The sequence below is a fragment of the Citrobacter sp. C13 genome (assembly GCF_014596815.2).
In the GTDB taxonomy this organism is placed as follows: domain Bacteria; phylum Pseudomonadota; class Gammaproteobacteria; order Enterobacterales; family Enterobacteriaceae; genus Citrobacter; species Citrobacter portucalensis.
In genome coordinates, this window is sequence record NZ_CP115024.1 from 41,147 (window position 1) to 55,585 (window position 14,439).

The window sequence follows — 14,439 nt, forward strand, 5'->3', positions numbered from 1 at the left end:
CTATGTCTATGTAATCGAGCCAGGAGGCCATTTTGACTACCACTGAATCCTTGCCCCAGATCCTGCTGCTGACCCATGGCGGCTGGGGGCAACAGCTTTGCAACAGCCTGCGCATGGTGATGGGTGAAATCAAAGGCGTGACGGAAATTCCGCTAATGCCCGTTGATACGCTCGGCGAATTTTATCAGCGCGTCGAAGCCGTAGTGAAAGCTATGCCGGAAGGCTCACTGATCCTGACTGATTTTATTGGCGGCACCACGTCTAACGTGGCGGCACGGCTGAGCGCCGATTACCCGGTGGCAGTGATTTCCGGGCTCAACGCCTCTTTGTTACTGGAGGCGCTCGACAAACGCGAGCATGGCCAACTGACCACCTGCGTGGCCGATCTGGTCGAGGCCGGGCGTAGTAGCTGCCTGGACGTTGTTGCCCACGTACGTCAATTACAACAATCACAATAAGGAATAAACATCATGGCAAACATCGTTTTATGTCGTATTGATAGCCGTCTGATTCATGGACAAGTGGTGACCAAATGGGTTGGGCAATCTCAGGCAAACCGGATTGCGGTGGTCAGCGATGAACTGGATGCCGATCCGTTTATGAAAAACATCTACCTGATGGCAGCTCCGCCGAACATCAAAGTGGATTGTTTTGGTAACCAAAGCTTTGCGGCTGCCTGGAAAGAAAACCAGCTTGGTGACGGCAAAGTGCTGGTGCTTTTCCCCTCTCTGGCGGCGATTCAGGAAGCGGTCCAGTTGGGTTTTGATGTCACCACCATTCAGGTCGGTGGGCTGGGCGGAGGGCCAAACCGCAAAGCGGTATTCCAGAACATTACGCTGGATGAAAGAGACGTCGGCATTCTGAGCGACCTGAAAAATCGTGGGATTCAGGTGTTCTTCCAGACTATCCCGGAAGATAAGCCGCAGTCGCTGGACGATATCCTGAAAAAATTCTAATTCTTTGATAACAGGGTACTTAATTATGGATACTTTAGTCTTCGCAAGCCTGATGGGGTTGTATTACTGGTTTGCCCGATTACGCCTTGGCTACACTTTCTCCGCCATGCTGCTACAGCCAGTGGTGATTGCCGTATTCGTTGGTCTGCTGTTAGGCAACATGGAAACGGCGATGATCATCGGTGCAGGTATGCAGCTGGTTTATCTCGGCGTGACCTCCACGCCAGGCGGCAACGTCCCGTCGGATCCGGCGCTGGCTGCCTGCATTTCAATTCCGATCGCCGTGAAGGCCGGAATGGACCCGAACCTGGCTATCGCACTGGCGATCCCTTTTGGCGTTATCGGCGTGTTCCTCGACCAGTTGCGCCGCACGCTAAACGCAGCGTGGGTACATATGGCCGACAAGCATGCGGAAACGGCAAACATGGCGGGCATTATGCGCTGTGCGTTCCTCTACCCGGCGTTGCTCGGACTGGTACTGCGTTTCCCGGTGGTCTTCGCCGCCAACTATTTTGGTCAGGACGTTGTGGAAAGCTTCCTTAAGCTGATGCCGCACTGGCTGACGCACTCCTTTGAAATTATGGGCGGCATTCTGCCGGCGCTGGGCTTCGCCATCACCATTATGGTGATCGGTAAAAAGAGCCTGCTGCCATGGTTTATCGGCGGTTTCTTTGCGGTGCTGTACCTGAAGGTAGACATCATGGCGATGGCAATCTTTGGTACCTGCGTGGCCTTCCTCATTAAAGGTCTGGCGAAAAATGAAGGAGCAGCATGATGAGCAGCGACGTAATGCAGCATGAACTGGTGGAGCGCGCGCGTGAAAGCGGCACGTTGACCAAAGCAGACATCACCAAAGCATGGTTTATCTACTGGCTAGGCGCGGAAGTTTCCAGCTCCTATGAGCGTTTGCAAAGCCTTATTTTCTGCGCCTCAATGACGCCGATCATCAAAAAACTCTACCCGCAAAAAGAGGAGCAGGTTGAAGCGCTGAAACGCCATTTGAACTTCTTCAACTCGGAGCAGACGTTCGGGGCGGTGATTCAGGGGATCTCCATTGCGATGGAGGAACAGAAAACCCGCGGCGAGCCGATCAGCGACGCCTCAATTACCGGGATTAAAACCGGGTTGATGGGACCACTGGCCGGGATGGGGGACTCCATCATCTGGGCCGCCGTGATGCCGCTGTTAATTGCGATTTTCATCCCGTTCGCGGCCAATGGCAGCGCGATGGGCGGAATTGTACCGTTAATTCTTTATCCAGCCATTACGCTGGCAATCAGCTACGGTATGGTTCACAAAGGCTATACGCTGGGGCGTGACTCGATAATTGGTCTGCTGCAGGGAGGGCGAATAAAGGAACTTATCTACGGCGCGAACGTGCTGGGCCTGATCATGATGGGCGCGCTTTCTGCAAGCTACGTCAAGATCACCACGCCATTAAAACTCAGTGCCCTGAAAGGTTCTGAAGTGGTGGTTCAGCAAATTCTCGACTCTATTGCCCCCGGTCTGTTACCGCTGGCGGCGGTGTTCGCCATTTACTTCTACCTGGTGAAGAAAGGGCCGCGTTACACCACGATTTTGCTGTCGATTGTCGCGCTCAGCGTGGTCTGTTCGCTGCTGGGAGTACTGTAAGCCATGACGCAGAATATCTATCAACAGCTGGGGCTAAAACAGGTCATTAACGCCTGCGGCAAGATGACGATTCTGGGCGTTTCCAGCGTGGCGCCGGAAGTGATGCAAGCCACCGCGCGAGCTGCTTCAGCCTTTGTTGAAATTGATCGGCTGGTGGACCGCACCGGAGAACTGGTTTCCGGCTACACCGGCGCTGAAGACAGCTATGTCACCTCCTGCGCGTCGGCGGGTATTGCCATCGCTGTTGCCGCCGCCATTACCCGTGGTGACCAGGCGCGAGTCACGCTGATGCCGGATAGCTCAGGTATGGCTAATGAAGTGGTCATGCTGCGCGGGCATAACGTTGACTACGGTGCGCCCATCACCAGCGCCATCCGTTTGGGTGGCGGGCGGGTGGTGGAGGTTGGCTCAAGTAATCTGGCGGCCCGCTGGCAGCTGGAGAGCGCGATTACCGACAACACCGCTGCGCTGCTGTACGTGAAATCGCACCACTGCGTGCAGAAAGGCATGTTGAGCATTGCGGATTTTGTGCAGGTCGCGCAGGTTCACAACCTGCCGCTGATTGTCGATGCCGCCGCCGAGGAAGATTTGCACGCCTGGGTAGCAAGCGGAGCGGATATGGTGGTCTACAGCGGGGCAAAAGCTTTTAACGCGCCGACCTCCGGATTTATCACCGGGAAGAAACAGTGGATTGCCGCGTGTAAAGCGCAGCACCACGGCATTGCCCGGGCGATGAAAATCGGCAAAGAGAATATGGTTGGGTTGGTTTATGCCCTGGAAAACTACCATCAGGGACAAACCGTAGTCACTGCCGAAGCGCTCCGCCCCGTGGCGCAGGCGATTTCAGAGATTCGCGGACTGGATGCGGATATCGAGCAGGACGAAGCCGGACGCGCCATCTGGCGGATTCGAATTCGGGTGAATGCGCAGGTGCTGGGAATGGATGCCTACGCCGTAGAAGCGCAACTGCGAGAGGGTGATATCGCGATCTATGCTCGCCGTTACAACCTTCATCAGGGTGTCTTTAGCCTTGACCCGCGCACGGTAGCAGAAGGGGAAATGGCGCTGATCGTGGCCCGATTAAAGGAGATTGCAGAACATGCAGCAGATTAATTTTTATCGTAATAAAGTGGCCATTAACGTGCTGGCGAAGGATATCGCCAATGCGCGGGAAATCTATGATGCTGCCGAAGGCCACGCGGTGATCGGCATTCTTTCGGCGCAGTTTTCCTCGGTTGAGGAAGGGGTTCTGGAAGTAAAACGTTGGATGACCGATGTGCCATCAATTTCCGTGGGGTTGGGGGCCGGTGACCCGGCGCAGTATTACAAAGCGGCGATGATTGCCTCACAGGTACATCCAGCACACGTCAACCAGACCTTTACCGGTTGCGGGTTTGCGGCAGGCGCCTTGGCGGCAACGGGCGGTGAACAGACCCATATCAACGCGTTAGTCAGTCCCACGGGCACGCCGGGGGAAGTGTTGATCTCGACCGGGGTCAGCAGCAGCCAGGGCACGCCAGCCCGCGTTTCCTGCGATGCAGCAGTCCGTATGATGTTGGATTCAGGAGCCCATGCGGCGAAGTTCTTCCCAATGGGCGGTGAGCAGTCACTGCCTGAGCTGTACGCACTGGCGACGACAGCGGCGCGAAACGGCATGACGCTGATTGAGCCGACCGGCGGTATCGATCTCGATAACTTCGGCGTTATCCTGCAATCCTGTCTGGAGGCGGGAGTCCCGCGCGTCATGCCGCATGTTTACAGCTCGATTATCGACTCACAGACCGGCAAAACCCGGCCTGCAGATGTTGTCAGGTTGATGGAGATAGTCAAAGCCCTGGTGTGATGCCGCCATCGCTGGATGGCTCATAAAAAATGCCCGGAGGTGAGTGCGCCTGCCGGGCATTTTTGCGAACGCTATTCCCTGAAAATGAATACATTGCAAAAGCATGTATTTATCCGCCAAGCCGCCTCGCAGATAGAAAAGTTCCCAGATGTTGTGTGTGCGACTGGCGAGTAAGGTTCCGTCATCTTGTTCTTCTGGTGACGGACCGCCATGAAAAAACCAACAACTTCTACGCCGCATGATGCGGTATTTAAAAAATTCTTAAGCCATCCAGAAACGGCACGGGATTTTCTTGATAGCTATCTCCCCGCACCATTACGTGAACTTTGCGATCTGAACACACTGAAGCTGGAGCCGGGGAGTTTTATTGAAGAAGACCTGCGTGCCAGTTATTCCGATGTTCTGTGGTCGCTAAAAACGAGAACTGGTAAAGGCTATATCTACGCGTTGATTGAACACCAGAGTTCACCGGATGCCCATATGGCATTTCGGATGATGCGTTACGCCATTGCCGCGATGCAGAATCACCTTGATGCCGGCCACAAAACGCTGCCGCTGGTGGTTCCGATACTTTTTTATCATGGCATCGCCAGCCCGTACCCTTTTTCACTGTGCTGGCTGGATGAATTTGACGATCCAGAAACTGCGCGGCAGCTTTATGGCGCGGCCTTCCCGCTGGTCGATATCACGGTGGTCTCTGATGATGAGATTATGCAGCACCGGCGAGTGGCGCTCCTGGAACTTGTCCAGAAGCATATACGCGAGCGTGATTTGATGGTGCTGGTCGATAAACTGGTTGCCCTGTTGATTAAGGGACACGCTAATGACAGTCAGGTAGAAACGCTATTTAATTACCTGGTGCAGTCTGGCAGCGCACCGCGTTTTGAGGCGTTTATTCGAGAGGTTGCCCTGCGCGTTCCCCAACATAAGGAGAGATTAATGACGATTGCAGAATGCTTACGTGAGTCGGGGCGAAGAACAGGGTTGCTAGAGGGCAAACGCGAAGGCAAAAAGGACGAAGCGTTGCGGATAGCCCATGCCATGCTTGAGAAGGGGATAGATCGTGAACTGGTGCTAATTATTACCGGGCTTTCAATTGATGAGCTAACGGCACATTCCGACTAATTATCTTTTTTTCCATTATGCTTTTTTCTTCTTGCTGATGCTTTTTCGTTTTTTAAACCGCAGCGGCCTTCCCGCTATAGTCATTTCATTACTCATCAGGCGGTTATTGCAAAAGGATAAAACGTGAAGCTGAAGATACCTTATTTCGGGGCCGGGGCGGCGGTATTACTGGCGGGATTATTGCTGGCAGGATGCGATCAACAGAGCAGTGATGCAAAGCACATCAAAGTGGGTGTAATTAACGGTGCTGAGCAGGATGTAGCGGAGGTCGCGAAGAAAGTTGCTAAAGAAAAATATGGCCTTGAGGTGGAGCTGGTGGGGTTTAGCGGTTCTCTGCTGCCCAACGATGCCACCAATCATGGTGAGCTGGATGCCAACGTCTTCCAGCATCGTCCGTTCCTCGAACAAGATAATAAAGCACATGGCTATAAGCTGGTTGCGGTGGGCAATACCTTTGTGTTCCCGATGGCAGGGTATTCGAAGAAAATCAAAACTGTTGCTGAACTAAAAGACGGTGCAACGATTGCGATACCTAACGACCCGACCAACCTGGGTCGGGCGCTGTTGCTGCTGCAAAAAGAGAAGTTAATTACGTTGAAAGCGGATACCGGCCTGCTGCCAACAGCGTTGGATATCACTGATAATCCGCGGCATCTGAAAATTATGGAACTGGAAGGCGCACAGTTGCCGCGCGTATTGGACGATCAGAAAGTGGATGTGGCGATTATCAGTACCACCTACATCCAGCAAACCGGGCTTTCTCCGGTACATGACAGCGTATTTATTGAAGACAAAAACTCACCGTACGTGAACATTCTGGTGGCGCGAGAAGACAACAAAGATGCCGAGAATGTGAAAGAGTTCCTGCAATCTTATCAGTCACCAGAAGTGGCGAAGGCGGCAGAAACTATCTTTAACGGTGGCGCGGTTCCGGGCTGGTAATCATGACCCTTTGCCGCGCCGGTTGGCGTTAAACCGCTCTGGCGCGGCGACGTGAGTCCATTGAGATAAGTATTACCGAAGAGAGGATCAAAAGCGTGCCCAGCCAGTCTGGCAGGGTAAAGGTAATACCTAACAGCAGAAGGGACAGCAACGCGCTGCTCAACGGTTCCGCGCAGCTTAAAATGCTCGCTTTCGGTCCGCCAATCATCTGCGCGCCTTTCAGGTACAGGCTAAACGTCAGCGATGTGCCGATAACCACCAGATAGAAAAACGCCAGAATCAAACTGCCATTCACCACGAAATTGGTGCCCTGTCCGGCATAAAACGGCAGCAGGATCATGCCGCCGATCAACATACTCCAGCCGACGACCGGCAGCGTGCCGTAGCGCGCGATAAGCGTTGAGGGGTAGGTGGTGTAGAACGCGGCGGCAAACGCCGAGGCAATTCCCCAGAACAGCGCGGCAGGTGAGATAGACAGCGACGTCGGGTTACCGTGGGTGACCAGCAAGAAGGTGCCGATAAGCGAGGTGAAGATCGCGGTCAGCACTAAAATCCCCGGTCGTGCTTTGCGCACCACGGAAAACCACGCCACGATAATGGTCGGTGACAAAAATTGCAGCACCGTCGCGGTGGCGGCGTTGGATTTTTCAATGGTCAGCAGGAAGGTTAGCTGTACGGTGAGTGCGCCAACCACGGAAAAAATCAGCAGGCTGATGGCGTCTTTGCGATTTTTGATAATGGAGAACACTTTGTCGCCGTGAACGAAAGAGAGCATCAGCAGAATGAGCCCGGCGAAAATCAGGCGCGTCATGGTCAGAAACTGCGACGACATCTGGCTTTGCTCCATGATGTACTGCGCGCAAACGCCTGAACTTCCCCACAATACGGCGGCAATCAGGACGTTCATCATCCCTCTTCTGGTGGAACTCATCTTTCCCTCGGCATGTTGTTTTGTTTTATTTGTGTGCTGGCATCATAGCAGAGATGGTTGTGATTTCTGCCAGCACATCCGCAATCAACCAGTCATTAAAGACTTTTACCTCCGGGCGCATTACCGCGTGCTGTGGCGTTACAATGTAGTAAGACCATGCCAAAGGCCAGCGGGTGTTGGGATGAAGCTGAACCAGTTGCCCGTCTGTCAGTAGCTGCTGCACCAATGCCCTACGCACAATGGCGACACCTTGACCACTGAGCGCCGCCAGAATCACCGCAGAGGTAGAGTTGATGTGCAATCCACTGTCGCTAACGGCAGGTGCCTGGGCGGCGGTCAGGACATCATTCCAGTCCGGGAAATTGGCGCCGGGGTGGGGAGTGTCATCATGGATAAGCTTCTGTGCGGCCAACCATTCTCTACAGGATATTTTATCTACTGGCACAATACGTGGGCTACAAACCAGAACCGCTTCTTCATCCATCAGCCAGGTTTTATTTACCCCAGGCCAGTCGCCTTTGCCGCAACGCACGCCCAAATCCGCTTCGCCATGAGCAACATCCATCAGCTTTTCCGTCACGTTCAGGCGTAATTCTATGTTTTCATGCGCTTGTGAGAAACGATTGAGGCGGCTCATCAGCCAGTTCATCACCAGTACCTGAGAGGCCGTGATAATCACCACCGAGCGTGCTCGCCGACCGCGTAACTTGTTCAGCCCAGATTCCAGACTATCCAGTCCCTGGGTTATCTCGCGCAACGCGTCCTGTGCTTCGCTGACCAGTGTGAGACGCTCTTTGCCTGAACGAGTACGATGCAGCAGCGGGTGGCCAACCCAGTCTTCCAGCGCACGAACCAATTGCCCAACGGCAGCCGGAGTGACCCCCAGTTCTTGCGCCGCACCAGTAAAACTGCCGTGGCGGGCTGTGGCCTCAAAAGCGTGTAACCATTTAAGCCGATTAAGCGAGCGCATCAGGTCATTTCCCGTTTTGTGAATATCTTCAGTATATGCCATCGAGATAGATTTTCTTTCTCGGTTCGCTATTTCTTCTCATTCGTCAGCGCCTCAGGGGAGTGGCATTGTTAGCGCATTAACGAATACGTGAAACGAGGCTAACGATGAACACATTATTTGTCGGCAAAAAACTGTTAGTGGTGGGCGGTACCAGTGGTATCGGATTTGAAACCGCAAAACTGATCCTCCAGGGTGGTGGTCGAGTGGTGCTGGTTGGCAATCGTGCCGAGAAAGCAGAACGGGCCCGTCAGGCATTGGCGGAGCTGGGTGACGTCTCTGTCATTGTGGCGGATCTGATGTCAGAAGCGGGCGTTAAGCAGGTGATGGCAACGGTGAATGCTGAGCACAAAGACATCAACCTGTTAGTAAATGCAGCTGGGGTTTTCTTCCCAAAACCTTTCACTGATCATGAAGTTGAAGATTATGAACTGTACATGAGCCTCAACCGCGCGACGTTTTTTATCACCCGCGATGTCGTGCGTAATATGGTGGCGGCTAACATCCAGGGTGCCATTGTGAATATTGGTTCGATGTGGGCACAACAAGCAATTGGCGCAACACCTTCTTCAGCGTACTCAATGGCAAAAGCGGGCCTGCATGCATTAACTAAAAATCTGGCCATTGAGCTGGGGACGAGTGGGATTCGCGTCAACGCCGTTTCGCCAGCAGTCGTGCATACACCTATCTACGAAGGATTTATCCCGAAAGAAGACGTACAAGGTGTGATGAGCAGCTTTGACAGCTTCCATCCGATTGGTCGGGTCGGTACGCCGTGTGATGTGGCTGAATCCGTCGCGTTCCTGTTGTCAGATAAAGCGCAATGGGTAACTGGCGCCATCTGGGATGTGGATGGCGGTGTAATGGCCGGACGTAATGGCTGACAGAGGCTGATGCTGCGTATTACAAAACGCCTGCTTATACTAAACAGGCGTTTGTGAAAGATTGGAAAAGTTAAGCGCGCTGAGAGTCCAACTGCTCGTTATTTTTCACAACATCCTGGGCTTTGGTATAGCTTTCAATCAGTAACTGATAAGTCGGGAAGATTTTGGTATAGACTTCAGCCCATTCCGCTGCGTCTTCCCGATTCCAGGTTTTCTGCAGTTCAGACGCAACCGCGGCAGTATCCATCGGCACGACACCAGCCTGTACGACGCGGGCCATGGTGATCTCCTGTGCCATTTTGCTGTAAGTACCGGAAGCATCGATGACGGCAAAGACTTTAAATCCTTCTGCTACCGCGCTGATGGCCGGGAATGCCATGCATACACTGGTGATGGTACCAGCAATAATCAGCGTCTTACGGCCTGTCGCTTTTACCGCAGCAACAAACTCTTTGTTATCCCAGGCGTTAATTTCACCTTTGCGCGCGACATAATGTGCATGAGGGGCATTTTCATGAATTTCCGGGATAAGCGGACCGTTTGGCCCCTGCGGCACAGAGGCGGTGGTAATCACCGGCATTTTGCATAAGGTGGCGATTTTTGCCAGCGCTGTTGCTCTTGCACGCAGTTCAGTCATTGGCATATCGCCAACGGTCTGGAACAGGCCGCTTTGATGATCGATAAGCAACATAACTGCGTCATTGACATCAATCACTGGGCGTTGGCCATTAAAATTAGCGGGTGTAGACATGATCCATTCCTTGTTGTTGCTTTTTGCGGGTTAGATAACCCGCAGTAAAGTCTATAATCGCCTGGGCGATATCCATTTTTGAGCTACAGCTAATTAACCATTATTGACATCATCATGGTTAATTTCAGGGGGAGACTAAAGTTATTCTTATAAGAATTTCCTTAGTGAGCTTAGTTTCTTCCCACCGCATTAAAATAACAATGCCTGTTATTATGAAATTATATTTCTGCATTCATATTATTTTATGGTGTGTACTGGAAGTAAGGGGTAAAAATTCAGTTGATGTTTCTGACTGACTTATTTTTATATTGTTATTATTATTTTGAAATATAATGAATATTAACGATATATCTTCAATGTTAATTTTGTGACTAATACTACGGTTTTCTAGAGGATAATGATCATATCTATTTTATTTTCCAAGTTATTATTGAGTTAGGTAAATTCTCATGTTGATATTTGTTGTGCTCCCCGAACATCAGAGGAGCACGGTATTAATATTACGCCTCAATCGGCGTCAGATAATCCAGCCGTAGCGGTTCGGCTAACAGATCGTTCATTTGTAGAATGAACGCCTGGAAATGTGGCAGAGCGATATGCTCATCCAGACCGGCCTGACCGCGCCAGGATTCGCGCACGTAGAACACATCCGGCGTGTCGCGTAACTGGAACAGGGCATATTCAATATTGCCCGGCTCCCGGCGCGTGGGCAGCAGCAGAGCTTGTAGCGCCTGTTTCAGTGCGTCGTTTTTCCCCGGTTTGGCTTTCAGTACCGCAATAATTGAAATCACGTCAGAATCAGACATGTTAAAACCCCTCCAGCACAATCTTGCCGACCGAGCGACCGGTTTCAATTTGTGTGTGGGCTTTTTGCAGATTCGTCGCCGTGATAGCACCAAAATGCTCGCCCAGCGTGGTGCGAAGAGTGTTGTTATCGATCAGCTGCGCCACGCGGGTCAATAGATGATGCTGCGCAATGATGTCGTGGGTGGTAAACATCGAACGGGTAAACATAAACTCCCAGTGCAGCGAAATGCTTTTGGCCTTCAGCGGGCGTGCATCGAGAGTTTGCGGATCGTCAATCAGCGCCAGTTTGCCCTGCGGCGCCAGTGCGGCAATAATTTGCGAATAGTGCTGCTCGGTATTGTTCAGGCTGGCAACGTGCGTCACCTCTTTAATGCCTATCCGTGCCAGCTCTTCCGTCAACGGCTTGCTGTGGTCAATCACATGATGAGCGCCCGCTTCACGTACCCATTTCTGGCTCTGCGGACGTGATGCGGTACCGATGACGATCATTTTGGTCAGCTTACTGGCCAGTTGCGTCAGAATAGAACCGACGCCGCCAGCCGCGCCAACAATCAATAACACATCATCTTCATTGCCATTTTCCTCAACGCCCAGACGGTCGAACAGCATTTCCCAGGCGGTGATAGCGGTTAGTGGCAGCGCCGCAGCAGAAGCATTATCCAGTGTTTTTGGCTTCAGCGCGGTAATACGTTCATCAACCAGCTGAAATTCACTGTTACTGCCAGCGCGGCCGAGCGCTCCGGCGTACCAAACTTCATCGCCGGGTGAAAATAGGGTGACGGCTTCACCCACGGACTTCACCACGCCAACTGCGTCCCAGCCCAGTACGCGCGGCACATCAGCGTTAAAACCTTCGCGGACCTTGGTATCGACGGGGTTGACGGAAATGGCTTTCACTTCAACCAGCAGATCGTGCCCGGTAGCGACTGGCATGGGCAGGTCAATCTCTTGTAAAAATTCAATGTTATTGCCGTCGGTCGCGGCGCGGGTAATGGCGATGGCTTTCATGGTCTCTCCGGTTACAGGAATCAGTTGAATAATTCGATGGTAAACCGGTAACAGAACGGGAAAAATAGCCCTATGGCGACAGGACTTATACTCGGGGAGTGAAAATGTTCCGGCTTGAAGATCTCACGTTGTTTGTCCGCGCCGCGGCGCTGAATAGTTTTAGCGATGCCGCGCGCGAAGTCGGCGTTCAGCCTGCTCAGGTCAGTTCAGCTATCAAGCGCCTGGAGTCTACGTTGGCTATCCGCTTGTTCGCCCGCTCCACGCGCAGCCTGCGCCTGACGCCAGAAGGTGAAGTCTGGTTACCCTATGCCCGCCAGATGCTGGATGTAATGCATGCCGGGTTGCAAAAAATTCAGACCCCGGAAGATGAAGTATCAGGCACGCTGCAAATCGCCGTGCCTTCCGATCTCGGTCGTAACCTGCTGCTACCGGTCTTTCAGTCGTTTCGACGCCGCTATCCCGCGCTGCGCCTGCGGATTTTTTTCTCCGACCAGGTAACGGATGTCTTTAAAGACCCCGTCGATGTTGCGTTTCGCTATGGCAACACCGAAGACGCGTCTTACATTGCGCTGCCGGTTGCACCGGGTAACCGACGCGTGCTGGTGGCATCACCGGAATGGGTTGAGCAAAACGGCGCGCCGCAAAAACTGGATGATTTAACACAGCTCAACGCCATGACTTTCGTATTACGCGGCCGCCTGCACGATCGCTGGACATTTACGCGCAACGGCGAGGTCAGTAGTGTGCAGGTTAACGGCACCATTATGAGCGACGATGCGGAAGTGATCCGGCGCCTGGCGATTGCCGGAGAAGGTGTGGCGTACAAGTCGTGGCTGGATGTCAGCGAGGATGTGCGTGACGGTCGATTACAACTGCTGATGCCGGATTATCAGGGAGAGAAAGTCCCGCTGAATATGATTTGCCCGCATCGGAAGCAGCTTTCAACCGCGGTACGCCTTCTGCACGAGGCGGTGAAGGCGCGGTGTGAAATGCTGGCGCAAAGCTAATAAGCGCTTTACGCCAGAATACTATCGCGTCGTTACTCAGTCTTTTTTCGTTGCATTCGCAAAGAAAATATCAGACTGAATGTCTTTAGTGCGGATGGTAAATAGCTGATTGGTTAGATCTTCCGTCAGCTTCTCGGCGTCGGCCATGATGCGCAGGTTGAAGTCATTCAGCATCTTATCGGCGGCAGGTTTATCGGTTTTCGCCATCTTCAGATACTCTGCTTCGACCTCTTTTTGCTCCTTCGCCACTTTGTCTTCCCACGCTTTGTAGGCTTTTTTGACGATTGGCGCGAGCTTCGGATAATCGGTCATCGTCAGCGTTTGTAATTTACGATATTTCCAGTAGATAGACTGATCGTCCGCTTTATCGGTACCCATCGTGTAGTTAGCCGGATACGCTTTCAGGCCGCTGTAGTACGGAACAAAGGCGGTGAGGTCAGCCATGCCCAGGCCAATGTAGGTCGTTTCACCAATCTCTTTTGGCAACCACGGACGGACCTGCATGACGTGCGCTTCATAGGTACGGAAAACGCTTACCGGACGCCATGGCTCTTTGCCGTTCAGACCGTTGGTGTACGGGTCATGGCTGGTCCCTTCATAGTGACTACGCAACACGGCCTTCACATCGTCCAGCGTCATTTTCTTCTCTGGCGTCATGAAGACCGGGAATTCGCGCCCTTTGGCCATATCCTGATTTACGGAAGGATTGAACTCTTTCTGGATGGTCCATACACGAGGGTCGTTATACGTGCGGTCACGCTCGTCATCACGGGTATAGGCTTTGGAGAAGTTGAATTTACCGTCTTTCGCCGGATCGTACAGTCCTTTTTCAGTCGCAAATTGAATCAGGTTTTTTGACGCCATCATGTCCGGATTTTTAGGATCGTAATCCTGTAAGCGGCCCTGATTACCGGTGGCAAAATACTGGTTATTCGGCAGACGCTGCGCCATCCACTGGTGGCCGCTACCGGTTTCCAGGTACCAGATCTCGTTATCGTCGACGACGGCAACGCCAAAACCTTCGCCTGCGCCGACGGTCTCAACGATATGGCCCAACAGCGCCACAGCTTCACGTGCGGTTTTACTTTGTGACAGCAGAATATCCGGGATATCGTCTTCGGTGATCCCTTTATCCTCAACGTACGGGTCGGCAGCCAGCGCTTTTGGTGAGGCAAAAATGGATTCTGTACCGCTCACGCCAACGCCCAGCTCGTTAAATCCGGTCGCGCCGTGCAGTTGGGTTTTCCAGTTTGGGACAGTGGTATAACGCAGAGAGTTTTTCGGCAGTGGCCAGGTAAAATCATTCGCACCATTATGTGCTTTGGTGCTGTATATCCCGGTTTGATTTTGCTTTGCCGGATGAATGACAAAATGCTGTGCTTTCAGGGCATCGCTGTCTGCGCTACGGGCGACCAGCATGGAGCCGTCCGCTGATGCTTCGTTGCCGACCAGCAGGGTCGTACACGCAAAACCTGATGAAACAACGGCCAAATTTATAGAAAGTGCAATCAGGCACTTTTTAAAAGTAAACATTACGTATCCCT

16 protein-coding genes are annotated in these 14,439 nt (G+C 52.6%); 10 read left to right on the top strand and 6 right to left on the bottom strand.

Annotation, left to right across the window (positions count from 1 at the left end; genetic code table 11):
- Positions 1 to 32: 32 nt before the first annotated feature.
- The 8 genes from IB222_RS00195 (at position 33) to nlpA (ending at position 6,498) form a co-directional block, all read left to right on the top strand.
- Positions 33 to 458 (top strand): PTS sugar transporter subunit IIA, encoded by a 426-nt coding sequence (locus IB222_RS00195; RefSeq protein ID WP_003827155.1) that lies wholly within the window; start codon positions 33 to 35, stop codon positions 456 to 458.
- 12 nt (positions 459 to 470) lie between these two features.
- Complete coding sequence (locus IB222_RS00200; protein WP_148361304.1) at positions 471 to 956, top strand: PTS system mannose/fructose/N-acetylgalactosamine-transporter subunit IIB; 486 nt, start codon at positions 471 to 473, stop codon at positions 954 to 956.
- A 25-nt stretch (positions 957 to 981) separates the two neighbouring features.
- Positions 982 to 1,731: a PTS sugar transporter subunit IIC gene (locus tag IB222_RS00205; RefSeq protein WP_003023960.1), complete on the top strand. Its 750-nt coding sequence runs from the start codon at positions 982 to 984 to the stop codon at positions 1,729 to 1,731.
- On the top strand, positions 1,728 to 2,588 hold the full coding sequence (locus IB222_RS00210; RefSeq protein WP_005121522.1) for a PTS system mannose/fructose/sorbose family transporter subunit IID: 861 nt from the start codon (positions 1,728 to 1,730) through the stop codon (positions 2,586 to 2,588). The genes IB222_RS00205 and IB222_RS00210 overlap by 4 nt, the downstream gene beginning before the upstream one ends.
- A gap of 3 nt (positions 2,589 to 2,591) precedes the next feature.
- A complete protein-coding gene (dgaE, locus tag IB222_RS00215) occupies positions 2,592 to 3,701 on the top strand; it encodes a D-glucosaminate-6-phosphate ammonia lyase (RefSeq protein ID WP_148361305.1) in 1,110 nt (369 codons plus the stop codon).
- Positions 3,688 to 4,431, top strand: a complete 744-nt coding sequence (locus tag IB222_RS00220; protein WP_148361306.1) for a 2-dehydro-3-deoxy-phosphogluconate aldolase — start codon at positions 3,688 to 3,690, stop codon at positions 4,429 to 4,431. Before dgaE ends, IB222_RS00220 begins: the two co-directional genes overlap by 14 nt.
- A 210-nt stretch (positions 4,432 to 4,641) precedes the next feature.
- Entirely contained in the window at positions 4,642 to 5,556 is a 915-nt protein-coding gene (locus tag IB222_RS00225; RefSeq protein ID WP_149384361.1) for an Rpn family recombination-promoting nuclease/putative transposase, read from the top strand.
- Between the two features lie 123 nt (positions 5,557 to 5,679).
- Positions 5,680 to 6,498: a lipoprotein NlpA gene (gene nlpA / locus IB222_RS00230; protein WP_032945419.1), complete on the top strand. Its 819-nt coding sequence runs from the start codon at positions 5,680 to 5,682 to the stop codon at positions 6,496 to 6,498.
- Between the two features lie 28 nt (positions 6,499 to 6,526).
- Here the strand turns inward: nlpA and IB222_RS00235 are convergent, their stop codons facing one another.
- Entirely contained in the window at positions 6,527 to 7,429 is a 903-nt protein-coding gene (locus tag IB222_RS00235; protein WP_003827166.1) for a carboxylate/amino acid/amine transporter, read from the bottom strand.
- Between the two features lie 25 nt (positions 7,430 to 7,454).
- Positions 7,455 to 8,399 (bottom strand): LysR substrate-binding domain-containing protein, encoded by a 945-nt coding sequence (locus IB222_RS00240; protein WP_149384428.1) that lies wholly within the window; start codon positions 8,397 to 8,399, stop codon positions 7,455 to 7,457.
- A 146-nt stretch (positions 8,400 to 8,545) separates the two neighbouring features.
- Here IB222_RS00240 and IB222_RS00245 point away from each other — a divergent pair, with 146 nt between their 5' ends.
- On the top strand, positions 8,546 to 9,322 hold the full coding sequence (locus tag IB222_RS00245) for an SDR family oxidoreductase (protein WP_149384362.1): 777 nt from the start codon (positions 8,546 to 8,548) through the stop codon (positions 9,320 to 9,322).
- Between the two features lie 70 nt (positions 9,323 to 9,392).
- On the opposite strand, the gene IB222_RS00250 is transcribed toward IB222_RS00245, so the two are convergent.
- From IB222_RS00250 to IB222_RS00260, 3 genes are all read right to left on the bottom strand, one after another.
- On the bottom strand, positions 9,393 to 10,073 hold the full coding sequence (locus IB222_RS00250) for a hydrolase (RefSeq protein WP_003827172.1): 681 nt from the start codon (positions 10,071 to 10,073) through the stop codon (positions 9,393 to 9,395).
- A 500-nt stretch (positions 10,074 to 10,573) separates the two neighbouring features.
- On the bottom strand, positions 10,574 to 10,864 hold the full coding sequence (locus tag IB222_RS00255; protein WP_231133702.1) for a putative quinol monooxygenase: 291 nt from the start codon (positions 10,862 to 10,864) through the stop codon (positions 10,574 to 10,576).
- Between the two features lie 16 nt (positions 10,865 to 10,880).
- A complete protein-coding gene (locus tag IB222_RS00260) occupies positions 10,881 to 11,888 on the bottom strand; it encodes a zinc-binding alcohol dehydrogenase family protein (RefSeq protein ID WP_149384363.1) in 1,008 nt (335 codons plus the stop codon).
- 104 nt (positions 11,889 to 11,992) lie between these two features.
- Between IB222_RS00260 and IB222_RS00265 the strand changes: the two genes are divergently transcribed.
- A complete protein-coding gene (locus IB222_RS00265; protein ID WP_048215260.1) occupies positions 11,993 to 12,895 on the top strand; it encodes a LysR family transcriptional regulator in 903 nt (300 codons plus the stop codon).
- 36 nt (positions 12,896 to 12,931) lie between these two features.
- On the opposite strand, the gene IB222_RS00270 is transcribed toward IB222_RS00265, so the two are convergent.
- Positions 12,932 to 14,428: a C69 family dipeptidase gene (locus IB222_RS00270; RefSeq protein ID WP_126317209.1), complete on the bottom strand. Its 1,497-nt coding sequence runs from the start codon at positions 14,426 to 14,428 to the stop codon at positions 12,932 to 12,934.
- Between the last annotated feature and the right edge of the window lie 11 nt (positions 14,429 to 14,439).

Excerpts from the sequence above, each read along its gene's own strand:
- IB222_RS00210 (WP_005121522.1), top strand. The coding sequence starts at position 1,728 with ATGATGAGCAGCGACGTAATGCAGCATGAACTGGTGGAGCGCGCGCGT.
- IB222_RS00225 (WP_149384361.1), top strand. The coding sequence starts at position 4,642 with ATGAAAAAACCAACAACTTCTACGCCGCATGATGCGGTATTTAAAAAA.
- IB222_RS00220 (WP_148361306.1), top strand. The coding sequence starts at position 3,688 with ATGCAGCAGATTAATTTTTATCGTAATAAAGTGGCCATTAACGTGCTG.
- IB222_RS00245 (WP_149384362.1), top strand. The coding sequence starts at position 8,546 with ATGAACACATTATTTGTCGGCAAAAAACTGTTAGTGGTGGGCGGTACC.
- IB222_RS00240 (WP_149384428.1), bottom strand. The coding sequence starts at position 8,399 with ATGCGCTCGCTTAATCGGCTTAAATGGTTACACGCTTTTGAGGCCACA.
- IB222_RS00235 (WP_003827166.1), bottom strand. The coding sequence starts at position 7,429 with ATGAGTTCCACCAGAAGAGGGATGATGAACGTCCTGATTGCCGCCGTA.
- dgaE (WP_148361305.1), top strand. The coding sequence starts at position 2,592 with ATGACGCAGAATATCTATCAACAGCTGGGGCTAAAACAGGTCATTAAC.
- IB222_RS00200 (WP_148361304.1), top strand. The coding sequence starts at position 471 with ATGGCAAACATCGTTTTATGTCGTATTGATAGCCGTCTGATTCATGGA.
- IB222_RS00260 (WP_149384363.1), bottom strand. The coding sequence starts at position 11,888 with ATGAAAGCCATCGCCATTACCCGCGCCGCGACCGACGGCAATAACATT.
- IB222_RS00250 (WP_003827172.1), bottom strand. The coding sequence starts at position 10,073 with ATGTCTACACCCGCTAATTTTAATGGCCAACGCCCAGTGATTGATGTC.
- IB222_RS00265 (WP_048215260.1), top strand. The coding sequence starts at position 11,993 with ATGTTCCGGCTTGAAGATCTCACGTTGTTTGTCCGCGCCGCGGCGCTG.
- IB222_RS00205 (WP_003023960.1), top strand. The coding sequence starts at position 982 with ATGGATACTTTAGTCTTCGCAAGCCTGATGGGGTTGTATTACTGGTTT.
- IB222_RS00270 (WP_126317209.1), bottom strand. The coding sequence starts at position 14,428 with ATGTTTACTTTTAAAAAGTGCCTGATTGCACTTTCTATAAATTTGGCC.